Raw genomic sequence first — 22,943 nt, forward strand, 5'->3', positions numbered from 1 at the left:
CTTCTGGTCCGGGCCCGCTCGAAGGGTGGCAAGGCAGCGGGCAGCCGAACCCTAAACCTTCGCACAGTATCTACGACAGTCCGGGGTACCGCGGCGTCCGAGACGTCACGGTCTCGTGAGGATTGTGCGCGTCGCACGATTCGACGACGTCCGTCCGGGTCCTCCCCGGTCTCCCGGTTCCCACCCGTACGTCGGCGTCACACGCGGGGCAGTGTCTCCACCCCGATGCCCCCTTCGATCGCCAGGATCCGGTGCAGGCGGGTGGCCACCAGCAGGCGCTGCATCTGCGGCGGTACACCGCGCAGCACCAGGCGCCGGCCGCAGCGGCCGGCCCGCCGGTGGGCTCCCATGATCACACCCAGTCCGGTGGCGTCCCAGGAGTCCAGTTCGGACAGGTCGAGCACGAGGTCGCCGACTCCGTCGTCGACGGCCGAGTGCAGGACCGTACGGGCGTCCGCCGCGCTCCGGACGTCGAGGCGGCCCCCGACGACCAGCTCGGCGTGGTCGCCCCTGATGTGCATATGCGCTCCCCGTGCGTGCGTCTCGTGCTCCGCGTTTCTGATGCCGGTGATGCAACCTCTGACTGTGTGGAGGCGGCAGAGGTTGCTTCTTGTAAGCGAACCGATACCGAATTCACCCGGGGGTGTGATGCCCCCGGGGCATGTGCGGTTTCAGTGCTTGTAGAAGCCCTGCCCGCTCTTGCGTCCGATGTCACCGGCGTCAACCATCCGGCGCATCAGTTCGGGAGCCGCGAACTTCTCGTCCTGGGACTCGGTGTAGATGTTGTTCGTGGCGTGCAGCAGGATGTCGACGCCCGTCAGGTCCGCCGTCGCCAGCGGTCCCATGGCGTGGCCGAAGCCCAGCTTGCAGGCGAGGTCGATGTCCTCGGCGCTCGCCACGCCCGACTCCTGCAGCTTCGCGGCCTCGACGACCAGGGCGCAGATGAGACGGGTCGTCACGAAGCCGGCGACGTCGCGGTTGACGACGATGCAGGTCTTGCCGACGGACTCGGCGAACTCCCGGGCCTTGGCCAGGGTTTCATCGCTGGTCTTGTAGCCGCGGACCAGTTCGCACAGCTGCATCATCGGCACCGGCGAGAAGAAGTGCGCGCCGACGACCCGCTCGGGGCGCTCCGTCGCGGCCGCGATCTTGGTGATCGGGATGGCGGAGGTGTTGGAGGCGAGGATCGCCTCGTCCTTCACGAGCTTGTCGAGCGTGCGGAAGATCTCGTGCTTGATCTCGAGCTTCTCGAACACGGCCTCCACGACGACGTCCGCGTCGGCCACGGCGTCCAGGTCGGTGGTGGCGGTGATCCGGGCGACGGCGGCGTCGGCGTCGTGCGCCTCCAGCTTGCCCTTGGCGACGAACTTGTCGTACGAGGCCTTGATGCCGTCAGTACCCCGCTTCAACGCCTCGTCGGTGACGTCGCGCAGGACGACGTCCCAGCCCGCCTGCGCCGAGACCTGGGCGATACCGGCTCCCATGAGGCCGGCTCCGATGACGGCGAGCTTCCCTGCCACGTTACGACTCCCTGCTGACACGGCTCTTATGTATGCCTCTCGGGCGGACACTAGCGTTCGTGAGGCGCTGTGTGACCGCTAAGTAACGCGCGTCACGTCTCACATGACGGACATCACACCGGGCAGGGTCAGGGAGCGCCTCGTACGGCGTAGTTGAGCACCTTCTCGCTCAACAGCTCCTCGATGTCGTCGAGGAGGACGAGCATCTCTCGTGACACTTCGTCCGGGTTGCGCCCCTTGACCATCTCGCGGCCGACGGCGACGAAGACGGTGCCGTGGATCCAGCAGATCTGACCGGCGATCAGCCCCGGCAGCGGGTCGCCGGCACCGGCACCGGTCTCCTCACGGAGGGTCGCCTCCAGGTTGTCCTGGACCTCCTGCTGGATGCTCCACAGCCGGGAGCGCAGCGGCGGCGCCTCGTCGATGCAGCGCATGAAGCGGTCGTAGCCCTCGATGAGGCCCATCCGGGGGGAGACGGCCTCGGTCTCGGCGCGCAGTTCGCGCAGGACCGCCCGGGCGGCCGACTCTCCCTCGTCCCGGCCGCGCACCCAGCGGGAGAGGCGGTCGACGACGCCCTGGGAGCGGTCGAAGAAGAGGTCCTCCTTGGCCGGGAAGTAGTTGTAGACGGTGTTCACGGAGACGTCGGCCGCCTCCGCCACGTCCGCGATCGTCACCGTCACGAACCCGTGCTCCAGGAACAGCCCGGTGGCGATGTCCGAGATGCGCTGCCTGGTCTCGCGCTTCTTCCGTTCCCTGAGCCCCTCAGCCATGTCCGAATCCTAGCTTCCCTGGGGCTTCTCAAAACTTGGGGTCATTGCAAACTTTAAGAGACTCTGTTTTTCTGTGGCCATGAACAACATGGAGAACAGGGGCATGGCGATCATCAGTACGGCTGGACTGGCGCGTACCTTCCAGACGAAGCGCGGCCCGGTGCCCGCCGTGCGCGGCATCGATCTGACCGTCCGCGAGGGCGAGATCCTCGGCTTCCTCGGCCCGAACGGCGCCGGCAAGACGACCACCCTGCGGATGCTGACGACCCTGCTGGAGCCGACCGGCGGAGCCGCCACCGTCGCGGGCCACGACCTGGCGACCGACCCGGCCGGGGTGCGGCGGGCCTGCGGCTACGTGGCGCAGTCCGGCGGCGTGGACCCGGGCATCACCGTGCGGGAGGAGCTGGTCACCCAGGGGCGCCTGTACCGGCTGAGCAGGGCGGACGCCGCCGAGCGCGCCGAGGAGCTGGCGCGCGACCTGGGCCTTGCCGACCTGCTCGAGAGCAAGTGCGCCGCGCTCTCCGGCGGACAGCGGCGGCGTCTGGACATCGCGATGGCGCTCACCCACCGCCCGAAGGTGCTGTTCCTCGACGAGCCGACGACCGGTCTCGACCCCGGCAGGCGGGCCGACCTGTGGGACCTGGTGCGCCGGCTGCGCGACGAGCACGGCACGACCGTCTTCCTGACCACCCACTACCTCGACGAGGCCGACGCGCTCTCCGACCGGCTGGTCGTCGTCGACCGGGGCGTGGTGGTCGCCGAGGGCACCCCGAGCGCGCTGAAGCTCCGCCACGGCGGCTCGATCGACGCCTCGCTCCAGGACACGTTCCTCGCCATCACCGGGCGCAGCGCCGACCCCGCCGACCGGGCCCCCGTCGCCGTATAGGCGCGAGAGAGGAAACAGAGGACTCCCGATGCTGTTGCACGACACCGCGCTCGTCTACGGGCGCTATCTCCGCCAGTCCCTGCGCTCCCGTTTCGCGCTGCTCTTCGGCGTGCTGATGCCGCTGCTCTATCTGCTGTTCTTCGGTCCCCTGCTCACGGATCTGCCGCTCGGTGAGCGGGGCAGCTCCTGGCAGGTGCTCGTCCCCGGGCTGCTGCTCCAACTGGGTCTGTTCGGGGCGTCGTTCGCCGGCTTCTCGATCATCATCGAGAAGGGACAGGGGGTGGTCGAACGCATGCGCGTCACCCCGGTCAGCCGGCTGGCCCTGCTGCTGGGCCGGGTGCTGCGGGACGCCACGGTGTTCGTCTTCCAGGCGGTGCTGCTGGTGCTGGCGGCGGTGGCGATGGGCCTGCGGGCCCCGCTGGCCGGTGTGCTGATCGGCTTCGGGTTCGTCGCCCTGCTCTCGCTCTCGCTGGCCTCGCTGTCGTACGCGCTGGCCATGAAGCTGGACACCCCGCAGAGCTTCGGCCCGGCGATCAACGCGCTGACCATGCCGTCCATGCTGCTGTCCGGCCTGATGCTCCCGATGACCCTGGGCCCGGCCTGGCTGGACGTCCTGTCGCACCTCATGCCGTTCCGCTATCTGGTGGACGCGGTGCGCGAGGCATACGTCGGCGGCTACACGACATGGCCCATGCTCTACGGCGTTCTGGTGGCCGTCGGCCTCACGGCGCTGTCCGTGACAGTGGGCACACGCGTGTTCCGAACCGCCGGAGCGTAACTACGCTGGCCACATGGTCAATCTGACGCGCATCTACACCAGGACCGGCGACCAGGGCACCACCGCCCTCGGCGACATGAGCAGGGTCGCCAAGACCGACCTCAGGATCTCCGCGTACGCCGACGCCAACGAGGCGAACGCGGCGATCGGCACCGCGATCGCCCTGGGCGGCCTGGACGAGGAGGTCGTCAAGGTCCTCACCCGTGTGCAGAACGACCTGTTCGACGTGGGTGCGGACCTGTCGACGCCGGTGGTGGAGAACCCGGAGTTCCCGCCGCTGCGGGTCGAGCAGTTCTACATCGACAAGCTGGAGGCGGACTGCGACCGCTTCCTCGAACAGGTGGAGAAGCTCCGCTCCTTCATCCTTCCGGGCGGCACCCCGGGCGCGGCCCTGCTCCATCAGGCCTGCACGGTCGTACGCCGGGCGGAGCGCTCGACGTGGGCCGCCCTGGAGGTGCACGGCGAGACGATGAACCCCCTGACGGCGACCTACCTCAACCGCGCCTCCGACCTGCTGTTCATCCTCGCGAGGACGGCGAACAAGCAGGTCGGAGACGTGTTGTGGGTGCCGGGCGGAGAGCGCTAGGTTCTCCCCCGCGCCGCGTGCCAGACGCCGTTGGCGGAGAGGACCCCGCCGACGATCATCATCACGATGCCGACCTTGGTGAGGGTGACGACGGGGACGTCCACGTCTCCGGTGAAGCGCCACAGCAGCAGGCCGATCAGGAAGGTGACGACGCCTTCGGTCACATACTGCTTCGCCTTGGTCATGACGGGATCCTTTCCTTCGATGTGCTGACGGTGGTGTCCTGCTCCCCGGCGGAGGGCTTGCGCGGCCAGACGAAGTAGCTCAGCGCGATCAGGCCGTGGATGCCGGCCGCGCGCCAGGCCACGTAGCGCCAGCTCTCCAGGGAGGTGACGCGGCTCGGGTCGTCCACGTACCAGATGGCTCCCTGGAGCAGCACGGTCGCGACGACCGCGCCGATCAGCGTGCCCAGCCAGATCCTGGCCTCGTGGCGCGCGCGGGCCATGCCGCCCTGCGGGGGCTTCTGCGGTGGCGGGGCGCCGCCGAACCGGTGGGCCGCGTGGCCGTCGAGCCACTTCACGGTGCGGTGGCCGTGCCCGACGGTGTAGCCGATGTACAGCGCGGCCAGGCCGTGGGTCCAGTTCGGGTCGGCACCGTTCTTCAGGTCCAGCGCGGTGGCGATCAGCAGCACGACCTCCAGCAGCGGCTCGCACAGCAGCAGCGCCAGGCCGGTGCGCGGCATCTTCAGCAGGTAGCGGGCGCCCAGTCCGGCGGCCAGCAGTACCCAGAAGCCGATCTCGCAGGCGGCGATCAAGGCGACGATCACGGTTCGCTCCTCTCGGTCACCTTCAAGGCTTCCGGTCGGGGCGGCCGGAATCGTCGTCGTGACTGACGAAAGCGCCGTACATCGAAAGATGCAGCCAGGGACCCTACGCGGGGATCACGCACAAGGCGTCCCTGCCGTGTTGGATGGAGTCATGGCCGTACGACTCCCCCGCCCACGCCGCTTCGACGTCTACATCGCGGCGGGCGGCCTGCTCGGCGGACTGCTGCTGTGGGGCGTAGGCCTGGCCACCCGTCCGCACACCGAGGTGTACGTGCTGCTGCCGGGACGCTGGCCGGTGCTGTTGCCCCTCTTCGTCATGGCCGGCTGTGAGCTGCTGCGCCGGGCCGCCCCGCGCACCGCCCTGCTGACCGGCACGGCCGCGATCGTCCTGGACACCCTCACCCAGGGCAACCTGGTCACGATCCTGATGTACACCGACCTGATGTACGCGGCCGTCCTGTACGGCACACCCGCCTCGGCCCGCCGCATTCCACGCATCACCGGGCTGCTCTCGGTGATCGGGGCCGTGGTGCCGTTCGCCCTGTGGCGCGAGCCCGAGGTACTGCTGATCGGGGTGGTCACGGGCATCGTGGCCTTCGGCCCCGCCGCCACCGGGCTGATCGTCCGCAACCACCGCGACGCCGCCGAGTCCGCCCGGCTGCGCGCCGAGCAGACCGCGCTGCTCGCCGAGATGGACCGCACCCAGGCGGTCACCGCCGAACGCGCCCGAATGGCCCGCGAACTGCACGACATGGTCGCCAACCATCTGTCCGCCATCGCCATCCACTCCACGGCCGCCCTCTCCCTCGACGACCCCAAGACCTCCCAGGACGCGCTGGTCGTCATCCGCGAGAACAGCGTGGAGGGGCTCTCGGAGATGCGGCGGCTGATCGGCATCCTGCGCGACAGCAGCGGTGACCTGGAACCGGCCGCGGCCCCGACGCTCGACGGCCTCGGCGCGCTGGTGACGGGCGCCCGCGCCAACGGCCTCGACGTCACGCTGGAGAACACCGGACAGGGCGAGGTGCCGACGCCGGTCGAACTCGCCGCCTACCGCATCGTGCAGGAGTCACTGACCAACGCGCTCAAGCACTCCGACTCGGGCCGTGTCACCGTGTCCCTCGCCCAGCGGAACGGCTCGCTCGTCGTCACCGTGACCAGCCCCTACGGCGACCGGGACGCCCCCCGCGCGCCCGGCTCCGGCGCCGGTCTGGTCGGCATGCGCGAGCGGGCGGCACTGCTGGACGGCACGTTCGAGGCCGGCCCCGAGGACTCACCGGACGGCAAGATCTGGGCCGTACGCGCCGCTCTGCCCATCGTCGAAGGAGAATCCGAATGATCCGCGTCCTGGTCGCCGAGGACCAGTCCGCCGTCCGCGCGGGACTGGTCCTCATCCTGCGCAGCGCGCCCGACATCGAGGTGGCCGGCGAGGCGGCGGACGGCGAGCAGGCGGTGGAGCTGGCCCGCGAGCTGCGGCCGGACCTGGTGCTGATGGACGTTCAGATGCCACGCCTGGACGGGGTGTCGGCGACCCGCCAGGTCGTCTCGGAAGGGCTCGCCGATGTACTGGTGCTGACCACCTTCGACCTCGACGAGTACGTCTTCGGGGCGCTGCGGGCAGGCGCGTCCGGCTTCCTGCTGAAGAACACCGAGGCCAGGCAGCTGCTGGAGGCCGTGCGCACGGTCGCGCGCGGGGAAGGGCTGATCTCCCCGGCGGTCACCCGGCGGCTGATCGCGGAGTTCGCCGCGAAGCCGACCCGGGAGCCCACGGCCGACCCGGCCGTTCTGGACCGGCTGACCCGGCGCGAGCGCGAGGTGCTGTCCTGCCTCGGCGAGGGCCTGTCCAACGCGGACATCGCCGACCGGCTCGACATGGCCGAGGCGACCGTGAAGACCCACGTCAGCAGGCTGTTGGGGAAGCTGGAGCTGCGCAGCCGGGTGCAAGCGGCGGTGCTGGCACAGGAGTTGGGTGTCTGACCCGACCGTGGGAGCGGTGGTCCAGACCTATTGACCGGTGGTCCAGACCTTTCTATTCTCACCGCACCATGAGGGGCGTGAGGCTCAGTCACGCCCCGAGAACCCCACAAGGGAGGCGCAGCATGCGCTTCAGACACAGAGCCGCGGCAGGGTTCGCGTCCCTGTTGCTCCCACTGGCCGGTCTCGTCGGCCTCGCGAGTCCCGCCGAGGCCGCGACATCCGCGACCGCCACCTACGCCAAGACCCAGGACTGGGGCTCCGGCTTCGAGGGCAAGTGGACGGTGAAGAACACCGGCACGACCGCCCTCAGCTCCTGGACCGTCGAGTGGGACTTCCCCTCCGGTACGTCCGTCACCTCCGCCTGGGACGCCGACGTCACCTCCTCCGGCACCCACTGGACCGCCAAGAACAAGTCCTGGAACGGCACCCTCGCCCCCGGCGCCTCCGTCTCCTTCGGCTTCAACGGCACCGGCTCCGGCTCCCCCGCGAACTGCAAGCTCAACGGCGGAAGCTGCGACGGCGGCACCACCGAACCCGGCGACAAGGCCCCGAGCGCCCCCGGCACGCCCACCGCCTCGGACATCACCGACACCTCGGTGAAGCTGTCCTGGAGCGCCGCCACCGACGACAAGGGCATCAAGAACTACGACGTCCTGCGCGACGGCGCCAAGGTCGCCACCGTGACCACCACGTCGTACACGAACACCGGCCTGACCGCCGGAACCGACTACTCCTACACCGTCCAGGCCCGTGACACCGCCGACCAGACCGGCCCGGTCAGCGGCGCCCGCGCGGTCCGCACCACCGGCGGCACCACCGAGCCCCCGCCCACGGGCGACAAGGTCAAGCTCGGCTACTTCGTCGAGTGGGGCGTCTACGGCCGCAACTACCACGTCAAGAACCTGGTGTCCTCGGGCTCGGCCTCGAAGATCACCCACATCAACTACGCGTTCGGCAACGTCAAGAACGGTCAGTGCACCGTCGACGACACCTACGCCGCCTACGACAAGGCCTACACCGCCGACCAGTCCGTCAGCGGCACCGCCGACACCTGGGACCAGCCGCTGCGCGGCAACTTCAACCAGCTCCGCCAGCTCAAGGCCAAGTACCCGCACATCAAGGTGCTGTACTCCTTCGGCGGCTGGACCTACTCGGGCGGCTTCGGCCAGGCCGCGCAGAACGCGGCCGCGTTCGCCAAGTCCTGCAAGGCCGTCGTCGAGGACCCGCGCTGGGCCGATGTCTTCGACGGCATCGACATCGACTGGGAGTACCCGAACGCCTGCGGCCTGACCTGCGACACATCCGGCCCGGCCGCGTTCAAGAACCTGATGTCCGCGCTGCGCACGGAGTTCGGCTCGAAGTACCTGGTCACCGCGGCCATCACCGCCGACGGCTCCTCCGGCGGCAAGATCGACGCGGCCGACTACGGCGGCGCCGCGCAGTACCTCGACTGGTACAACGTGATGACGTACGACTACTTCGGCGCCTTCGACAAGGACGGCCCGACCGCCCCGCACTCCCCGCTCACCTCGTACCCCGGGATCCCGCAGGCCGGCTTCAACTCGGCCGACGCGATCGCCAAGCTGAAGGCGAAGGGCGTCCCCTCCGCCAAGCTGCTGCTCGGCATCGGCTTCTACGGCCGCGGCTGGACCGGCGTCACCCAGTCCGCACCGGGCGGATCGGCGACCGGCGCGGCGCCCGGTACGTATGAGGCGGGCATCGAGGACTACAAGGTCCTGAAGAACTCCTGCCCGGCCACCGGCACGATCGCGGGCACGGCGTACGCCCACTGCGGCAGCAACTGGTGGTCGTACGACACCCCCGCCACCATCGGCTCGAAGATGACATGGGCCAAGAACCAGGGGCTCGGCGGCGCGTTCTTCTGGGAGTTCAGCGGCGACACCGGCAACGGAGAGCTGGTGACAGCGATCAACAACGGCCTGTCGTAGACAGGTTCGGCTGATCAAGCCACATTGACGCGCTGACCGGGCGGGGCTGCCTCAAGCCACGCGAGGAAACCGGTCAGCGCGTCTTCGCTCATCGCGAGTTCGAGACGCGAGCCCCGGTGCAGGCAGGTCAGGATCACATGGTCGGAGAGCAGGGCCAGCTCCTCCTCGCCCTCCGGGACGCGGCGGCCGGCCACCTCGATCGCGGAGCGCTCCAGGATGCGGCGCGGGCGCGGTGAGTACGAGAAGACGCGGTACCACTCGACGCGGTCGCCGTTGTACCGGGCCACCCCGTACGCCCACCCTTTGCCGTTGCTGTCGCCCTGCTCGGGGGCGTCCCAGCGCAGGCTGGCGTCGAAGGTGCCCCCCGAACGCTGGATGAGCCGGCGGCGCAGACCGAAGACGAAAAGCCCCACCACCACGAGCGCCACCACGATTCCGCACACAGTCAGAGCGAGGACCATCGACACCGACCTCCTCGTCTCCTAGGTAACGGAACGGAAAAAACTCCCACATCTGCCTCAGCCGCGACTGGGTCCGGATCTCTCCGGTACCCAGCCGCGGCTGAGTGACGTCTTCACACGGCGGACAGGATCAGCGCGCCGCCGTGGCCGCACGCAGACGGACGTCAGCGCGGCGCTTGGCCTCCGCGTCGTCCTCCGCCTTCGCGCGCTCCAGCTCCTGCTCAGCGCGCTGGACATCGATCTCGTCCGACAGCTCGGCGACTTCGGCCAGCAGCGAGAGCTTGTCGTCCGCGAACGAGATGAAACCGCCGTGGACGGCGGCGACGACGGTCCCGCCCTCGCTCGTACGGATGGTCACCGGGCCCGACTCCAGCACACCGAGCAGCGGCTGGTGACCGGGCATGACGCCGATGTCGCCGGACGTGGTGCGCGCGACGACCAGGGTGGCCTGGCCGGACCAGACCTCACGGTCGGCGGCGACCAGCGCGACGTGCAGCTCAGCAGCCAAGGTGGCTCCTCGGGTCACCACCCGGCGGTAGTGCCGGGTGTTGGTTACAAGTCTAGTAGGCGTGACAGAGGGGGCGGGACGAGCCCCGCCCCCTCATGAACTCGAGCGCGGCCCGGGTCAGGAGACGCCCAGCTCCTTGGCGTTGTTCTTCAGGTCCTCGAGACCACCGCACATGAAGAACGCCTGCTCCGGGAAGTGGTCGTACTCGCCGTCGCAGATCGCGTTGAACGCGGCGATCGACTCGTCCAGCGGCACGTCCGAACCGTCCACGCCGGTGAACTGCTTGGCGGCGTGGGTGTTCTGGGACAGGAAGCGCTCCACGCGACGGGCGCGGTGGACAACGAGCTTGTCCTCCTCGCCGAGCTCGTCGATACCGAGGATCGCGATGATGTCCTGCAGGTCCTTGTACTTCTGCAGGATGTTCTTCACGCGCATCGCGGCGTTGTAGTGGTCCGCCGCGATGTACCGCGGGTCGAGGATGCGGGACGTCGAGTCCAGCGGGTCCACGGCCGGGTAGATGCCCTTCTCGGAGATCGGACGGGAGAGAACCGTCGTCGCGTCGAGGTGGGCGAAGGTGGTGGCCGGGGCCGGGTCGGTCAGGTCGTCCGCGGGGACGTAGATCGCCTGCATCGAGGTGATCGAGTGACCACGGGTCGAGGTGATGCGCTCCTGCAGGGTGCCCATCTCGTCGGCCAGGTTCGGCTGGTAGCCCACCGCGGAGGGCATACGGCCGAGCAGGGTCGACACCTCGGAACCGGCCTGGGTGAAGCGGAAGATGTTGTCGATGAAGAACAGCACGTCCTGCTTCTGGACGTCACGGAAGTACTCCGCCATCGTCAGGCCGGCCAGGGCCACGCGCAGACGGGTGCCCGGGGGCTCGTCCATCTGGCCGAAGACCAGGGCGGTCTTGTCCAGAACGCCGGACTCTTCCATCTCCGCGATGAGGTCGTTGCCCTCACGGGTGCGCTCACCGACGCCCGCGAAGACGGAGACGCCCTCGTGGAGGTTGGCGACACGCATGATCATTTCCTGGATCAGCACGGTCTTGCCGACACCGGCACCACCGAACAGACCGATCTTGCCGCCCTTGACGTACGGGGTGAGCAGGTCGACGACCTTCAGGCCCGTCTCGAACATCTCGGTCTTCGACTCGAGCTGGTCGAACGCGGGGGCCTTGCGGTGGATGGTCCAGCGCTCGCCGTCGTACTCCTCGTCGCTGTTCAGCACCTCACCGAGGGTGTTGAACACCTTGCCCTTGGTGAAGTCGCCGACCGGGACGGAGATGCCCACGCCGGTGTTGACGACCGGGGCCTGGCGGACCAGACCGTCGGTGGGCTGCATGGAGATCGCGCGGACCAGGCCGTCACCCAGGTGCTGGGCGACCTCCAGGGTCAGCGTCTTCTTCTCGCCCGCCTTCGCCGGGTCGGAGACCTCGACGTGAAGGGCGTTGTAGATGTCCGGCATCGCGTCGACGGGGAACTCCACGTCGACGACCGGGCCGATGACCCGCGCGACGCGGCCCGTCGCCGTGGCCGTCTCAACAGTGGTGGTCATTTTCAGTCACTCCCCGCGGTCGCGTCGGCCAGGGCACTGGCACCACCGACGATCTCGCTGATTTCCTGGGTGATTTCGGCCTGGCGGGCCTGGTTGGCAAGCCGGGTGAGATTCTCGATGAGATCACCGGCGTTGTCGGTTGCCGACTTCATCGCGCGCCGCGTGGCGGCGTGCTTCGAGGCGGCCGACTGGAGCAGCGCGTTGTAGATGCGGCTCTCCACGTAGCGCGGCAGCAGGGCGTCCAGGACGTCCTCCGCCGAGGGCTCGAAGTCGAACAGCGGGAGGATCTCGCCCTTGTTGGGCTTGGCCTCCTCGGCGACCTCGTCGAGGCTGAGCGGCAGCAGCCGCGCCTCGACCGCCGTCTGCGTCATCATCGACACGAACTCGGTGTAGACGATGTGGAGCTCGTCCACGCCGCCCTCGGCCGTCTCCGTCTCGATCGCCTCGATCAGCGGGGCCGCGACCTTCTTGGCGTCCGCGTACGAGGGCTCGTCGGTGAAGCCCGTGAACGACTCCGCGACCTTGCGCTCGCGGAAGTTGTAGTGGGCGAGACCACGGCGGCCGACGATGTAGTTGACGACCTCCTTGCCCTCACCCTCGAGCTGCGCGGTGAGCCTCTCCGCGGCCTTGATGGCGTTGGAGTTGAAGGCGCCGGCCAGACCGCGGTCGCTCGTGAGGAGCAGGACCGCGACGCGGGTCGGGTTCTCCGCCTCCGTCGTCAGCGGGTGCTTGGTGTTCGACCCGGTGGCGACCGCGGTGACCGCGCGGGTGAGCTCGGTCGCATACGGGGTGGAGGCCGCCACCTTGCGCTGCGCCTTGACGACGCGCGAGGCGGCGATCATCTCCATCGCCTTCGTGATCTTCTTGGTCGCGGAGACGGATCGGATGCGACGCTTGTAGACCCGGAGCTGGGCTCCCATGAGTCAGGTCCCTTCCGTCGTCACTTACCGGCAGCCGGGGTGTCCTCGCCGAGCAGCTTGCCGTCGGAGGTCTCGAACTGCTTCTTGAACTCCGCGATGGCGTCGGCCATGGCCTGGAGGGTGTCGTCCGACATCTTGGCGCCCTCGCGGATGGAGGTCAGCAGGCCCTGCTCCTTGCGGTGCAGGTACTCCAGCAGCTCCTTCTCGAAGCGGCGGATGTCGACGACCGGGACCTCGTCCATCTTGCCGGTGGTGCCGGCCCAGATGGAGACGACCTGGTCCTCGGTGGCCATCGGCTGGTACTGCGGCTGCTTCAGCAGCTCGACCATGCGCTGACCACGCTCGAGCTGCGCCTTGGACGCGGCGTCCAGGTCGGAACCGAAGGCGGCGAACGCCTCCAGCTCACGGAACTGGGCGAGGTCCACGCGGAGGCGGCCGGACACCTGGCGGATCGCCTTGTGCTGGGCGGAACCACCGACTCGGGAGACGGAGATACCGACGTTCAGCGCGGGGCGCTGACCGGCGTTGAACAGGTCCGACTCCAGGAAGCACTGGCCGTCGGTGATGGAGATGACGTTGGTCGGGATGAACGCCGAGACGTCGTTGGCCTTGGTCTCCACGATCGGCAGACCGGTCATCGAACCGGCGCCCATCTCGTCGGAGAGCTTGGCGCAGCGCTCCAGCAGGCGGGAGTGCAGGTAGAAGACGTCACCCGGGTAGGCCTCACGGCCCGGCGGGCGGCGCAGCAGCAGCGACACGGCGCGGTAGGCGTCGGCCTGCTTCGACAGGTCGTCGAAGATGATGAGGACGTGCTTGCCCTCGTACATCCACTGCTGACCGATGGCCGAACCGGTGTACGGCGCCAGGTACTTGAAGCCGGCCGGGTCGGACGCCGGGGCGGCGACGATGGTCGTGTACTCCAGCGCGCCGGCCTCCTCCAGAGCGCCGCGCACGCCGGCGATGGTGGAGCCCTTCTGGCCGATGGCGACGTAGATGCAGCGGACCTGCTTCTCCGGGTCGCCCGAGCGCCAGTTGTCGCGCTGGTTGATGATCGTGTCGACGGCCAGGGCGGTCTTGCCGGTCTGGCGGTCACCGATGATCAGCTGACGCTGGCCACGGCCGATCGGGGTCATGGTGTCGACGGCCTTGTAGCCGGTCTCCATCGGCTGGTGGACCGACTTGCGGTCCATGACCGTGGGGGCCTGCAGCTCCAGGGCACGGCGGCCCTGGGTCTCGATCTCGCCGAGGCCGTCGATCGGGGCGCCGAGGGGGTCGACCACACGGCCGAGGTAGCCCTCGCCGACCGCTACGGAGAGAACCTCACCGGTACGCGAGACCGGCTGCCCCTCCTCGATGCCGCTGAACTCACCGAGGACGATGGCACCGATCTCGCGCTCCTCGAGGTTGAGGGCGAGGCCGAGGGTGCCGTCCTCGAACTTCAGCAGCTCGTTGGCCATGGCCGAGGGCAGACCCTCGACCTTCGCGATGCCGTCGCCGGCAAAGGTGACCGTACCGACCTCCTCGCGCGAGGCCGCGTCCGGCTTGTACGCCTGGACGAAGTTCTCCAGCGCGTCCCGGATCTCCTCCGGCCGGATCGTGAGCTCCGCCATCTGGGTTCCCTGCTCTCCTTGTTGGGCCCGAAGTTTCTTAGGGGGTCTGGGGGCGACCCCCAGGATTCTTCTGCACGGCCCAACCAGGGCCGTCGTAAGTACGTCGTGCTATTGAGTTGCTGCTCAGCTCGCCAGGCGGCGGCTCGCGTCCTCCAGCCGGTCCGCGAGGGAGCCGTTGATGACCTCGTCGCCGACCTGCACCCGGATTCCGCCGAGGACCTCGGGGTCCACGTCCAGGTTGAGGTGCATCCGGCGGCCGTAGATCTTCGCGAGGGCGTCGCCCAGGCGCCGCTTCTGCGGGTCGCTCAGCGGCACCGCCGAGGTGACGATGGCCACCATGCGGTCCCGGCGCTCGGCGGCGAGCTTGGACAGGGACTCCAGTCCCGACTCCAGGCTACGTCCCCGCGGCGCGGTCACAAGGCGCGTCACCAGACGCTCGGTGGCCGACTGCGCCCTGCCGCCGAGCAGGCTGCGCAGCAGCTCGCTCTTGGCCGAGGTGGTGGCCTTCCGGTCGGTCAGCGCGGCCCGCAGCCCGGTGCTGCCGGAGACGATCCGGCCGAACCGGAACAGCTCGTCCTCGACGTCGTCGAGCTTGCCGGCCTGCTGCGCGGCGGTGAGGTCGGCGGTGTCGGCCAGCTGCTCCAGGGCGTCCACCAGGTCGCGCGACTGCGACCAGCGGGAGCGCACCATGCCGGCGACCAGGTCGGCGGCCGGGCCGCTGACCTGGGTGCCGAGCAGACGCTGGGCCAGTTGGGCCTTCGCCTCGCCGTCCTGCGCCGGGTCGGTGAGGACCCGACGCAGCGAAACCTCGCGGTGGAGCAGAGCGGTGACGGCGGCCAGCTCGTCGGCGAGCGAGCCCGCGTCGACGGACGTGGAGTCCGTCAACGCGTCGAGACGCTCTCGTGCGGCTGCCAGGGCCTCGCGGCTCGCTCCGTTCATCGCCCGGCCTCGGCCTTCTCCTCGAGGTCGTCGAGGAACCGGTCGATCACACGGCTCTGGCGGGCGTGGTCCTCGAGGGACTCCCCGACGAGCTTGCCGGCCAGGTCGGTGGCGAGCTTGCCGACGTCCTGACGCAGCGCGGACGCGGCGGCCTTGCGGTCGGCCTCGATCTGCGAGTGGCCGGCGGCGACGATCTCCTCGCGCTGACGCTGGCCCTCGGCCCGCATCTCGGCGATGAGCGTCGCGCCCTGCTCCTGCGCCTCCTGGCGCAGGCGCGCGGCCTCGTGCCGGGCCTCGGCGAGCTGTGCCTTGTACTGCTCAAGGACGCTCTGGGCCTCGACCTTCATGGTCTCGGCCTCTTCGATACCGCCTTCGATCGCCGCGCGGCGCTCCTCCAGAACCTTGTTGATGTTCGGAAGCAGCTTCTTCCAGAAGAAGAAGAACACGATGGCGAAGGCGATGGTGCCGATGAGCAGCTCGGGGCCCGGAGGAACGAGCGGGTTCTGCTCTTCCTCGGCCGCCAGCTGCACCAGGTTGGCGATCACATCAGTGCCTTTCGTCGAAACGTGTCGGTAGGGAAGTTCTTACTTCGTACCGAACACGAACGGCATGACGATGCCGATGAGGGCGAGCGCCTCACAGAAGGCGAAGCCCAGGATCTGGTTGGCACGGATCAGGCCGGCGGCCTCGGGCTGGCGGGCGAGGGCCTGGGTGCCGTTGCCGAAGATGATGCCGACGCCGATGCCGGGGCCGATAGCCGAGAGGCCGTAACCGACGGAACCGATGGAACCGGAGACAGCGGCGAGGGTCTCAGTGGCAGCCATGCTGAATCTTCCTTCTCTTAACGGACCGGTGGGGGTTGGCCACCGGACGACCGGGGGTGGGGTGGGGCTCAGTGATGCTCAGCGAGAGCGCCCTGGATGTACGTGCAGGCGAGGAGTACGAAGACGTACGCCTGGACGGCCTGCACGAAAAGCTCGAAGCCGATCATGGCGATAGTCATCACGAACGAGACACCGGCCGCCGGGATCATCCAGCTGTTGAGCAGGTACCAGGATGCGACGGTGAACATGACCAGCATCAGGTGGCCGGCGAACATGTTGGCGAAGAGTCGCACCGCGTGCGTGAACGGCCGGACCAGCAGGTTCGAGAAGAACTCGATGACCATCACGAGCGGCAGCACCGGGCCGAGCGACTTGTCGTAGCCGGTGACGTTCTTGAAGAACCCGACGAAGCCGTGCCGCTTGAAGGTCAGCGAGACCCAGGTCACGTAGACGATCGCGGCGAGGACCGCCGGGAAGGCGATGATCGACGACACCGGGAACTGCGCCAGCGGGATCACGGACCAGATGTTCATGATCCAGATGAAGAAGAACAGCGAGACCATGAACGGGACGTACTTCTCGCCCTCGCGCTTGCCGAGCGTCTCGTAGACGATGCCGCGGCGGACGAAGTCGTAGCCGGCCTCACCGACCATCTGCAGCTTGCCCGGCACCACCTTGGCCTTGCCGAAGGCCGCATAGAAGAAGCCGATGACGAGGACGGTGGTGACGAGCGCGAGCAGCATCACCTTGTTGAACTCGAACCCTCCGACCGTGGCGATCGGCTTGAAGAGGAACGAGTGCAGGCCCGGTGCCGGAAAACCACACCCGTCGGACATGATCCGACAGCTCCAGTCAAAGGCGAGCTGGGTCTGGTCAGCACTCACCGGGGGCTCCTTCGGCGTGACGCATGGGTACGGCAACCTCGTTGTGTCGGCGCGGCGCGCAGCCGCGGATCGGCACTGGACTGGTGTTACGGATGTGAGGGCGGCTTTGGGGCATCGAGCCTCGCGTTCGAGCAGGCGTCAGCTCAGATGCCCGCGCCCGCGATGCCGCAGTTGGCACCGGACGATAGCAGGAGTTCTCCGTGCTCTTTATCGCGCCCCTACTCGTCACGACGACGACCCGGTCTTCTCGGGCTTCTCGCTCTTCTCGGAGTCAGGGTCGATGTAGAAGATCTTGGCCTTCATATGCGCACGAGCCTGCGCGGCCATCCACACGACCGTCGCGACGACGAGCCCGACGGCGAACGTCTTCGCGTTGAAGAGAGAGGTGTCCTTGAAGAGGGCCACGAAGATCAAGAGCAGCAGGAGCTGAGCCATATAAAGCATCAGACCCATGGCCTGGAACAACTGCGGGAGCGATTTCGCCGTCCGCTGCAGAACGTACAGACCGATCCCCATGAAGAGGATGGCCAGCAGGGTGCCGACGGCCGCCCCGAGGGCTCCCTTGCCTCCGGCCACCACGCCACTGACGGCGACCGCGACCGCACCGGCAGCCGCTGTGGGCACAGCGCACTGCAAGAGGTTCCGGGCGTCATTGGACGGCATGGCGGCAACTCCGCTTTCGCAGGGGGCAGGGGTGTCGTCATGGACGAGCGTAGTCCCGGGCTGAGTGGAGTCCTCACGCCAATGGACCGTCGCACTGCGGTCCTTCGGCTCTATCCGGGGGTTCTCGTGAACCGTATCACAAACTATTTGATGCAGTCTTTACCTGGGGGTGTGCGGGCTGTCACACATGAGAGTGACGCTGCGCGTCTGTGCAAGAACAGCGCCGACTTGTCTGGTATTGGGGTGCTTCGCTCCCCCATCGTCACCCCACGACTTGGCAATGCTCTAGTCAGATTCTTACCTTGTCCCGGCCTTGCGCCGGTCCGCCAGACGCGAACGGGGGCCGATGGCGGTCGCCCCGTTGACACCGGAGACCCCGGCCACCCCGGACACCCCGGGCGCCACAGCCGCCGACGCCGGCGTCGAGGCCTCGGGTGAGAGCGCCGAGACGGAGACACGGCGCCGGTAGCGCGGCGGCACGAAGCGCTCCATCCAGCGCGGGGCGCGCGGTGTGAAGCGCGGCAGCAGAAGCAGCAGGAGACCGATCGCGCTGAGGAACACGACGCCGAGCACGATCCACATGGACGCCGAGTTGACCGAGTAGGCGAGCGCCCCGAAGGCGATCAGCGCCGACCAGAAGTACATGATCAGCACCGCGCGGCTGTGCGAGTGGCCGATCTCCAGGAGGCGGTGGTGCAGGTGGCCGCGGTCGGCGGCGAACGGCGACTGGCCCCGCCAGGTGCGCCGCACGATCGCCAGGATCAGGTCGGCGGCCGGCACCGCGATGATGGTCAGCGGCAGCAGCAGCGGGATGTAGACGGGGACCGTCTGGTGCACGGCCTCCTTCTCGGACCCGACGTACAGGTTGAGCGCGTCCGGGTCGACCTGACCGGTGACGGAGATCGCACCGGCGGCCAGGACCAGGCCGATGAGCATGGAGCCCGAGTCGCCCATGAAGATCCGCGCCGGGTGCATGTTGTGCGGCAGGAAGCCCAGGCACATGCCCATCAGGATCGCCGAGAAGAGGGTGGCGGGGGCGGCGGCCTCGACGCCGTACGAGTACCAGATGCGGTAGGCGTACAGGAAGAACGCCGCGGCCGCGATGCACACCATGCCCGCCGCCAGACCGTCCAGGCCGTCCACGAAGTTGACCGCGTTGATGGTGATGACGACGAGCGCCACCGTCAGCAGCGTGCCCTGGCCCTGGGAGAGCGCGACCGAGCCGACGCCCGGGATCGGCAGCCACAGGATCGTCAGACCCTGCACGACCATCACGCCCGCGGCGATCATCTGGCCGCCCAGCTTGATCAGGGCGTCGATCTCGAACTTGTCGTCCAGTACCCCGATCAGCCAGATCAGCGCCGCCCCGGACAGCAGTGCCCGGGGTTCGTTCGACGTCTCGAAGACCTGGCTGAGGTTGGTCAGGTGGTCGGCGACCAGCAGGCCCGCGCACAGGCCGAAGAACATCGCGATCCCGCCGAGCCGCGGAGTGGGTTCCCGGTGCACATCACGTGCCCGGATCTCCGGCATCGCTCCGGCCACGATCGCGAATTTCCGTACCGGCCCTGTCAGCAGATACGTCACCGCGGCCGTGATGCAGAGCGTCAGCAGGTATTCACGCACGGGCTTCCCCACAGGTCTCGCTGGCCATCACAGCCCCACACCCTAGCGATGCGCGCATATGGGTGGGGACTTCCGGGTAGCGACGATGGTTGCACGAGTGGCTGTGCACCCCGGTGCGTCTACCCCCACTCAGCGCGGATACGGCGGAAATCCACCGGCCAGCTCCCGCACTTCTTCACGCGCCCTCGCGGTCTCCGTCACGCCTCTGAGCACGCCCGCGAGCAGCTTGGCGATCCTCGCCATCTCCGCCTCCCCCATACCCTGCGTGGTCACCGCGGCCGTGCCGAGCCTGAGCCCCCGGGCGTCGCCGTGAGGAAGCGCACAGCAGTCCAGGACCAGACCGGCCGCGGCGAGCCGGCCGCGGGCGGTGCGTCCGTCTACGCCAAGGGGTGACGGGTCCGCCGTGATGAGGTGGGTGTCGGTGCCGCCGGTGGTGACGACCAGGCCCTCGGCGGCCAGCCGGGCCGCGAGAACCCTCGCATTGGCGACCACCTGATGGGCGTACGCGACGAACGCCGGTGTTGCCGCCTCACCGAACGCGACCGCCTTGGCGGCGATGGTGTGCATCTGCGCGCCGCCCTGTGTGAAAGGAAACACCGCCCGGTCCACCCGCTCGGCCAGCTCCGCGCGGCACAGGATCATGCCGCCGCGCGGGCCGCGCAGCACCTTGTGAGTGGTCGCACAGACGATGTCCGCGTACGGCACCGGATTCGGCGCCGCCCTCCCGGCGACCAGCCCGATGGGGTGCGCGGCGTCCGCGACGAGGTAGGCGCCCACCTCGTCGGCGACCTCGCGGAAGAAGGCGTAGTCGATGTGCCGGGGATAGGCGATCGAACCGCACACGATCGCCTTGGGCCGGCGTGTGCGGGCGAGGGTGCGCACCTGCTCGTGGTCGATGAGCCCGGACTCGGCCTCCACGCCGTAGCCCGCGAAGTCGAACCAGCGGCCTGAGAAGTTGGCGGGCGAGCCGTGGGTGAGGTGGCCGCCGTGGGGCAGGCCCAGGGCGAGGACGGTGTCGCCGGGGCGGAGCAGGGCGGCGTAGGCGGCCAGCACCGCCGAAGAGCCCGAGTGCGCCTGGACGTTGGCGTGGTCGGCGCCGAACAGGGCCCTGGCCCGGTCCACGGCGAGCCGCTCGGCGACGTCGACGATCTCGCAGCCGCCGTGGTGCCGCGCCCCCGGGTAGCCTTCGGCGTACTTGTTGGCCAGCGGCGAGCCGAGGGCGGCCAGCACGGCCGGCGAGGTGAAGTTCTCGGCGGCGATGAGCTGGAGCGTCGTCGACTGCCGCTCCCGCTCGCCGAGCAGGATGTCGGCGAGTTCGGGGTCCTGGTGGCGCAGGACGTCGGCCTCGATGGCAGGGGTGACCGTCATGATGGGCTCCGGGCGGCGTCGACGGTGACGTACGTCCAATGTAGGCCCGGGGCCCCCGGGGCGCTCGGCTGTTACGTCTTTGCGGGGACACCCGTGAGGGCCGTGACCACCGGATCGAGTGCCTGGTGTATCTCGTCCCCGATGGACCGGAAGAACGTCAGGGGCGCCCCGTACGGGTCGTACACCTCGTCGGCCTCGGCGTTCGGCGCCAGGAGCCACCCGCGTAGAGCCGCGGCGGCACGCACCAGCGCACGCGCGCGCGTGACCACACCCTCCTCCAGGGGAGGCAGGGTCGCCGGGTCGATGGCCTTGACCAGGCGGGTGAACTCCTTGAGCGTGAAGGTCCGCAGGCCCGCCGAGTGCCCCATGGAGATGACCTGGGCCCGGTGGTCCCGGGTGGCGGTCAGCACCAGGTCGGCGCGGATCACATGCTCGTCGAGGAGTTCACGGCCGGTGAAGCCGGAGGCGTCCGCGCCGAAGTCGGCGAGGACCGTCTCCGCGTGGGACTCCATGGGCGCGCCCTCGTGGCCCCAGGTGCCCGCGCTCTCCACGATCAGCCCGCCGCCCAGGATCCCCAGCCGCTCCCGCACGGCATGACGGGTCAGCCGCTCGGTGATCGGCGAGCGGCACACATTGCCGGTACTGACGTGGAGGATGCGGAAGCTGTCACGCGGAAGCCCCACGAACGTCGTCGTGATCTCCGCCGCGCTTTCCCCGTTGCCTATGCCACGCCCCGCTCCAGGGGCCGTCAATTCGCCACCTCGAGGTCGGGTACGACCTTTCGCAGCTCGTCCGCCGAGATCGCGCCCGCGCGCAGCAGCAGCGGCACCTCCCGGGTCACGTCGACGATCGACGACGGCACGTTGCCGGGGGTGGGGCCGCCGTCGAGGTAGACGGAGACGGAGTCGCCGAGCATCTCCTGCGCGGCGTCGCAGTCCTCCGGCGCCGGGTGGCCGGTGAGGTTGGCGGACGACACGGCCATCGGGCCGACCTCGGTGAGCAGCTCGATGGCGACCGGGTGCAGCGGCATGCGCACGGCGACGGTGCCACGGGTGTCCCCGAGGTCCCACTGGAGGGACGGCTGGTGCTTGGCGACGAGGGTGAGCGCGCCCGGCCAGAAGGCGTCGACGAGTTCCCAGGCCAGCTCGGAGAAGTCCGTGACGAGCCCGTGCAGGGTGTTCGGGGAGCCGATGAGGACGGGGGTGGGCATGTTGCGGCCCCGGCCCTTCGCGTCCAGCAGGTCGGCGACGGCCTCCGAGGAGAACGCGTCGGCGCCGATGCCGTACACCGTGTCCGTCGGCAGCACCACGAGCTCGCCACGGCGGACGGCGGACCCTGCCTCACGCAGACCGGTCACACGGTCGGTCGCGTCGTTGGTGTCGTATCGCCGTGCCATCTTTAGCTGGCCTCCTCGTACACGTGCTGCTGGGGTGAAGACTGCGAAGACTGCTGTGCGCTCGTGGCGCTCGGTGTGCTCACGGCAGCGCCTTGCGGGCCGTGGCGAAGCGCGGGCGCTTGTTGAGGTCCGGATGGTCGGCCGCGTCGGCCCAGCCCCGCTCCTCGGTGAAGATCCACGGCACCTGGCCGCCCTGGGTGTCGGCGTGCTCCACGACCACCACGCCACCGGGGCGCAGCAGCCGGTGCGCGGTGCGTTCCAGGCCGCGGATGAGGTCGAGTCCGTCCTCGCCGGAGAAGAGGGCGAGGTCGGGGTCGTAGTCCCGCGCCTCCGGGGCGACGTACTCCCACTCGGTGAGCGGGATGTACGGCGGGTTGGTGATGACCAGGTCGACCTGGCCGTCCAGGTCCGGGAAGGCCGTCAGGGCATCGCCCTGGCGCAGCTCGACCCTGGACCCCTCGACGTTCTTGCGGGTCCACCTGAGGGCGTCCTCGGACAGCTCCACGGCGTGCACGCGCGAGCGCGGCACCTCCTGGGCGAGGGCGAGCGCGATGGCGCCGGAGCCGGTGCACAGGTCGACGATGCACGGCTCGACGACGTCCATGGCCCGTACGGCGTCTATGGCCCAGCCGACCACGGACTCGGTCTCGGGGCGCGGCACGAACACCCCGGGGCCGACCTGGAGTTCCAGGTACCGGAAGTAGGCACGCCCGGTGATGTGCTGGAGCGGCTCGCGGGCCTCGCGGCGGGCGATGACCTCCCAGTAACGGGCGTCGAAGTCGGAGTCCTTGACGGTGTGCAGCGCGCCGCGCTTGACGCCGTGCACGAACGCGGCGAGTTCCTCCGCGTCGGTGCGCGGCGAGGGCACGCCGGCGTCGGCGAGCCGCTGAGTGGCCTGGGCCACCTCCGCGAGCAGCACGCTGCGGGGGCTTGGGGGTCGCCCCCCAAATGACTGCTGCAC

General features: G+C 69.1%; 26 protein-coding genes. 6 read left to right on the forward strand and 20 right to left on the reverse strand.

Annotation, left to right across the window (positions count from 1 at the left end; all coding sequences use genetic code 11):
• Window positions 1–197: 197 nt before the first annotated feature.
• The 3 genes from KJK29_RS10850 to KJK29_RS10860 form a co-directional block, all read right to left on the reverse strand.
• Complete coding sequence (locus KJK29_RS10850; protein WP_003993003.1) at window positions 198–521, reverse strand: STAS domain-containing protein; 324 nt, start codon at window positions 519–521, stop codon at window positions 198–200.
• 150 nt (window positions 522–671) lie between these two features.
• Window positions 672–1,520 (reverse strand): 3-hydroxyacyl-CoA dehydrogenase family protein, encoded by an 849-nt coding sequence (locus KJK29_RS10855; RefSeq protein WP_215118507.1) that lies wholly within the window; start codon window positions 1,518–1,520, stop codon window positions 672–674.
• Between the two features lie 128 nt (window positions 1,521–1,648).
• Window positions 1,649–2,290 (reverse strand): TetR/AcrR family transcriptional regulator, encoded by a 642-nt coding sequence (locus KJK29_RS10860; RefSeq protein ID WP_215118508.1) that lies wholly within the window; start codon window positions 2,288–2,290, stop codon window positions 1,649–1,651.
• A gap of 103 nt (window positions 2,291–2,393) precedes the next feature.
• Here KJK29_RS10860 and KJK29_RS10865 point away from each other — a divergent pair, with 103 nt between their 5' ends.
• Genes KJK29_RS10865 through KJK29_RS10875 form a run of 3 tightly spaced genes read left to right on the forward strand, consistent with a single transcriptional unit; the run spans window position 2,394 to window position 4,540 of the window.
• Window positions 2,394–3,176 carry an ABC transporter ATP-binding protein gene (locus KJK29_RS10865; protein ID WP_215118509.1) on the forward strand — a complete coding sequence of 261 codons (783 nt, stop codon included), beginning with the start codon at window positions 2,394–2,396 and terminating at the stop codon, window positions 3,174–3,176.
• 28 nt (window positions 3,177–3,204) lie between these two features.
• On the forward strand, window positions 3,205–3,954 hold the full coding sequence (locus KJK29_RS10870; RefSeq protein ID WP_215118510.1) for an ABC transporter permease: 750 nt from the start codon (window positions 3,205–3,207) through the stop codon (window positions 3,952–3,954).
• Between the two features lie 13 nt (window positions 3,955–3,967).
• Window positions 3,968–4,540 (forward strand): cob(I)yrinic acid a,c-diamide adenosyltransferase, encoded by a 573-nt coding sequence (locus KJK29_RS10875; RefSeq protein ID WP_215118511.1) that lies wholly within the window; start codon window positions 3,968–3,970, stop codon window positions 4,538–4,540.
• On the opposite strand, the gene KJK29_RS10880 is transcribed toward KJK29_RS10875, so the two are convergent.
• Both KJK29_RS10880 and KJK29_RS10885 read right to left on the reverse strand, forming a co-directional pair.
• The gene (locus KJK29_RS10880) at window positions 4,537–4,725 is read right to left on the reverse strand and encodes a DUF5708 family protein (RefSeq protein WP_215118512.1); all 189 of its coding nucleotides are present in this window, start codon (window positions 4,723–4,725) and stop codon (window positions 4,537–4,539) included. The genes KJK29_RS10875 and KJK29_RS10880 overlap by 4 nt on opposite strands.
• Window positions 4,722–5,306, reverse strand: coding sequence for a hypothetical protein (locus KJK29_RS10885; protein WP_215118513.1), 585 nt, complete (start codon window positions 5,304–5,306; stop codon window positions 4,722–4,724). The genes KJK29_RS10880 and KJK29_RS10885 overlap by 4 nt, the downstream gene beginning before the upstream one ends.
• A 151-nt stretch (window positions 5,307–5,457) precedes the next feature.
• Here KJK29_RS10885 and KJK29_RS10890 point away from each other — a divergent pair, with 151 nt between their 5' ends.
• The 3 genes from KJK29_RS10890 (at window position 5,458) to KJK29_RS10900 (ending at window position 9,232) form a co-directional block, all read left to right on the forward strand.
• Entirely contained in the window at window positions 5,458–6,645 is a 1,188-nt protein-coding gene (locus tag KJK29_RS10890; RefSeq protein ID WP_215118514.1) for a sensor histidine kinase, read from the forward strand.
• A complete protein-coding gene (locus tag KJK29_RS10895; protein WP_215118515.1) occupies window positions 6,642–7,283 on the forward strand; it encodes a response regulator in 642 nt (213 codons plus the stop codon). The genes KJK29_RS10890 and KJK29_RS10895 overlap by 4 nt, the downstream gene beginning before the upstream one ends.
• A 122-nt stretch (window positions 7,284–7,405) precedes the next feature.
• Entirely contained in the window at window positions 7,406–9,232 is a 1,827-nt protein-coding gene (locus KJK29_RS10900; protein WP_215118516.1) for a glycoside hydrolase family 18 chitinase, read from the forward strand.
• A 14-nt stretch (window positions 9,233–9,246) separates the two neighbouring features.
• Here the strand turns inward: KJK29_RS10900 and KJK29_RS10905 are convergent, their stop codons facing one another.
• From KJK29_RS10905 to prmC, 15 genes are all read right to left on the reverse strand, one after another.
• Complete coding sequence (locus KJK29_RS10905) at window positions 9,247–9,693, reverse strand: DUF2550 domain-containing protein (RefSeq protein WP_215118517.1); 447 nt, start codon at window positions 9,691–9,693, stop codon at window positions 9,247–9,249.
• Between the two features lie 130 nt (window positions 9,694–9,823).
• Window positions 9,824–10,201: a F0F1 ATP synthase subunit epsilon gene (locus KJK29_RS10910; RefSeq protein WP_215118518.1), complete on the reverse strand. Its 378-nt coding sequence runs from the start codon at window positions 10,199–10,201 to the stop codon at window positions 9,824–9,826.
• Between the two features lie 117 nt (window positions 10,202–10,318).
• Window positions 10,319–11,755, reverse strand: coding sequence for a F0F1 ATP synthase subunit beta (atpD, locus tag KJK29_RS10915; RefSeq protein WP_215118519.1), 1,437 nt, complete (start codon window positions 11,753–11,755; stop codon window positions 10,319–10,321).
• 2 nt (window positions 11,756–11,757) lie between these two features.
• Window positions 11,758–12,675: a F0F1 ATP synthase subunit gamma gene (locus KJK29_RS10920; RefSeq protein WP_215118520.1), complete on the reverse strand. Its 918-nt coding sequence runs from the start codon at window positions 12,673–12,675 to the stop codon at window positions 11,758–11,760.
• 20 nt (window positions 12,676–12,695) lie between these two features.
• Window positions 12,696–14,285 carry a F0F1 ATP synthase subunit alpha gene (atpA, locus tag KJK29_RS10925; protein WP_215118521.1) on the reverse strand — a complete coding sequence of 530 codons (1,590 nt, stop codon included), beginning with the start codon at window positions 14,283–14,285 and terminating at the stop codon, window positions 12,696–12,698.
• A gap of 123 nt (window positions 14,286–14,408) precedes the next feature.
• Complete coding sequence (locus tag KJK29_RS10930) at window positions 14,409–15,224, reverse strand: F0F1 ATP synthase subunit delta (protein ID WP_215118522.1); 816 nt, start codon at window positions 15,222–15,224, stop codon at window positions 14,409–14,411.
• Window positions 15,221–15,769 (reverse strand): F0F1 ATP synthase subunit B, encoded by a 549-nt coding sequence (locus KJK29_RS10935; RefSeq protein ID WP_215118523.1) that lies wholly within the window; start codon window positions 15,767–15,769, stop codon window positions 15,221–15,223. Before KJK29_RS10935 ends, KJK29_RS10930 begins: the two co-directional genes overlap by 4 nt.
• 39 nt (window positions 15,770–15,808) lie before the next feature.
• A complete protein-coding gene (locus KJK29_RS10940; RefSeq protein ID WP_053670587.1) occupies window positions 15,809–16,048 on the reverse strand; it encodes an ATP synthase subunit c family protein in 240 nt (79 codons plus the stop codon).
• A 68-nt stretch (window positions 16,049–16,116) separates the two neighbouring features.
• Window positions 16,117–16,884, reverse strand: a complete 768-nt coding sequence (gene atpB, locus KJK29_RS10945; RefSeq protein WP_215124227.1) for a F0F1 ATP synthase subunit A — start codon at window positions 16,882–16,884, stop codon at window positions 16,117–16,119.
• A gap of 273 nt (window positions 16,885–17,157) precedes the next feature.
• On the reverse strand, window positions 17,158–17,595 hold the full coding sequence (locus tag KJK29_RS10950; RefSeq protein WP_215118524.1) for a hypothetical protein: 438 nt from the start codon (window positions 17,593–17,595) through the stop codon (window positions 17,158–17,160).
• A 297-nt stretch (window positions 17,596–17,892) separates the two neighbouring features.
• Complete coding sequence (locus KJK29_RS10955) at window positions 17,893–19,218, reverse strand: MraY family glycosyltransferase (protein WP_215118525.1); 1,326 nt, start codon at window positions 19,216–19,218, stop codon at window positions 17,893–17,895.
• Between the two features lie 129 nt (window positions 19,219–19,347).
• Window positions 19,348–20,586 (reverse strand): serine hydroxymethyltransferase, encoded by a 1,239-nt coding sequence (locus KJK29_RS10960; RefSeq protein ID WP_215118526.1) that lies wholly within the window; start codon window positions 20,584–20,586, stop codon window positions 19,348–19,350.
• A gap of 71 nt (window positions 20,587–20,657) precedes the next feature.
• A complete protein-coding gene (locus tag KJK29_RS10965) occupies window positions 20,658–21,338 on the reverse strand; it encodes an arsenate reductase/protein-tyrosine-phosphatase family protein (protein WP_215118527.1) in 681 nt (226 codons plus the stop codon).
• Complete coding sequence (locus tag KJK29_RS10970; RefSeq protein WP_215118528.1) at window positions 21,335–21,982, reverse strand: L-threonylcarbamoyladenylate synthase; 648 nt, start codon at window positions 21,980–21,982, stop codon at window positions 21,335–21,337. The genes KJK29_RS10965 and KJK29_RS10970 overlap by 4 nt, the downstream gene beginning before the upstream one ends.
• A gap of 79 nt (window positions 21,983–22,061) precedes the next feature.
• On the reverse strand, window positions 22,062–22,901 hold the full coding sequence (prmC, locus tag KJK29_RS10975) for a peptide chain release factor N(5)-glutamine methyltransferase (RefSeq protein WP_215118529.1): 840 nt from the start codon (window positions 22,899–22,901) through the stop codon (window positions 22,062–22,064).
• Window positions 22,902–22,943: the final 42 nt, after the last annotated feature.

The sequence above is a fragment of the Streptomyces koelreuteriae genome (assembly GCF_018604545.1).
Taxonomy (GTDB): domain Bacteria; phylum Actinomycetota; class Actinomycetes; order Streptomycetales; family Streptomycetaceae; genus Streptomyces; species Streptomyces koelreuteriae.

What these genes read in the sequence shown, in the direction of transcription:
- KJK29_RS10850 (WP_003993003.1), bottom strand. Translation starts at nt 521, where the DNA reads ATGCACATCAGGGGCGACCACGCCGAGCTGGTCGTCGGGGGCCGCCTC.
- KJK29_RS10860 (WP_215118508.1), bottom strand. Translation starts at nt 2,290, where the DNA reads ATGGCTGAGGGGCTCAGGGAACGGAAGAAGCGCGAGACCAGGCAGCGC.
- KJK29_RS10865 (WP_215118509.1), top strand. Translation starts at nt 2,394, where the DNA reads ATGGCGATCATCAGTACGGCTGGACTGGCGCGTACCTTCCAGACGAAG.
- KJK29_RS10870 (WP_215118510.1), top strand. Translation starts at nt 3,205, where the DNA reads ATGCTGTTGCACGACACCGCGCTCGTCTACGGGCGCTATCTCCGCCAG.
- KJK29_RS10875 (WP_215118511.1), top strand. Translation starts at nt 3,968, where the DNA reads ATGGTCAATCTGACGCGCATCTACACCAGGACCGGCGACCAGGGCACC.
- KJK29_RS10880 (WP_215118512.1), bottom strand. Translation starts at nt 4,725, where the DNA reads ATGACCAAGGCGAAGCAGTATGTGACCGAAGGCGTCGTCACCTTCCTG.
- KJK29_RS10890 (WP_215118514.1), top strand. Translation starts at nt 5,458, where the DNA reads ATGGCCGTACGACTCCCCCGCCCACGCCGCTTCGACGTCTACATCGCG.
- KJK29_RS10895 (WP_215118515.1), top strand. Translation starts at nt 6,642, where the DNA reads ATGATCCGCGTCCTGGTCGCCGAGGACCAGTCCGCCGTCCGCGCGGGA.
- KJK29_RS10900 (WP_215118516.1), top strand. Translation starts at nt 7,406, where the DNA reads ATGCGCTTCAGACACAGAGCCGCGGCAGGGTTCGCGTCCCTGTTGCTC.
- KJK29_RS10905 (WP_215118517.1), bottom strand. Translation starts at nt 9,693, where the DNA reads ATGGTCCTCGCTCTGACTGTGTGCGGAATCGTGGTGGCGCTCGTGGTG.
- atpD (WP_215118519.1), bottom strand. Translation starts at nt 11,755, where the DNA reads ATGACCACCACTGTTGAGACGGCCACGGCGACGGGCCGCGTCGCGCGG.
- KJK29_RS10920 (WP_215118520.1), bottom strand. Translation starts at nt 12,675, where the DNA reads ATGGGAGCCCAGCTCCGGGTCTACAAGCGTCGCATCCGATCCGTCTCC.
- atpA (WP_215118521.1), bottom strand. Translation starts at nt 14,285, where the DNA reads ATGGCGGAGCTCACGATCCGGCCGGAGGAGATCCGGGACGCGCTGGAG.
- KJK29_RS10930 (WP_215118522.1), bottom strand. Translation starts at nt 15,224, where the DNA reads ATGAACGGAGCGAGCCGCGAGGCCCTGGCAGCCGCACGAGAGCGTCTC.
- KJK29_RS10940 (WP_053670587.1), bottom strand. Translation starts at nt 16,048, where the DNA reads ATGGCTGCCACTGAGACCCTCGCCGCTGTCTCCGGTTCCATCGGTTCC.
- atpB (WP_215124227.1), bottom strand. Translation starts at nt 16,884, where the DNA reads ATGTCCGACGGGTGTGGTTTTCCGGCACCGGGCCTGCACTCGTTCCTC.
- KJK29_RS10950 (WP_215118524.1), bottom strand. Translation starts at nt 17,595, where the DNA reads ATGCCGTCCAATGACGCCCGGAACCTCTTGCAGTGCGCTGTGCCCACA.
- KJK29_RS10960 (WP_215118526.1), bottom strand. Translation starts at nt 20,586, where the DNA reads ATGACGGTCACCCCTGCCATCGAGGCCGACGTCCTGCGCCACCAGGAC.
- KJK29_RS10970 (WP_215118528.1), bottom strand. Translation starts at nt 21,982, where the DNA reads ATGGCACGGCGATACGACACCAACGACGCGACCGACCGTGTGACCGGT.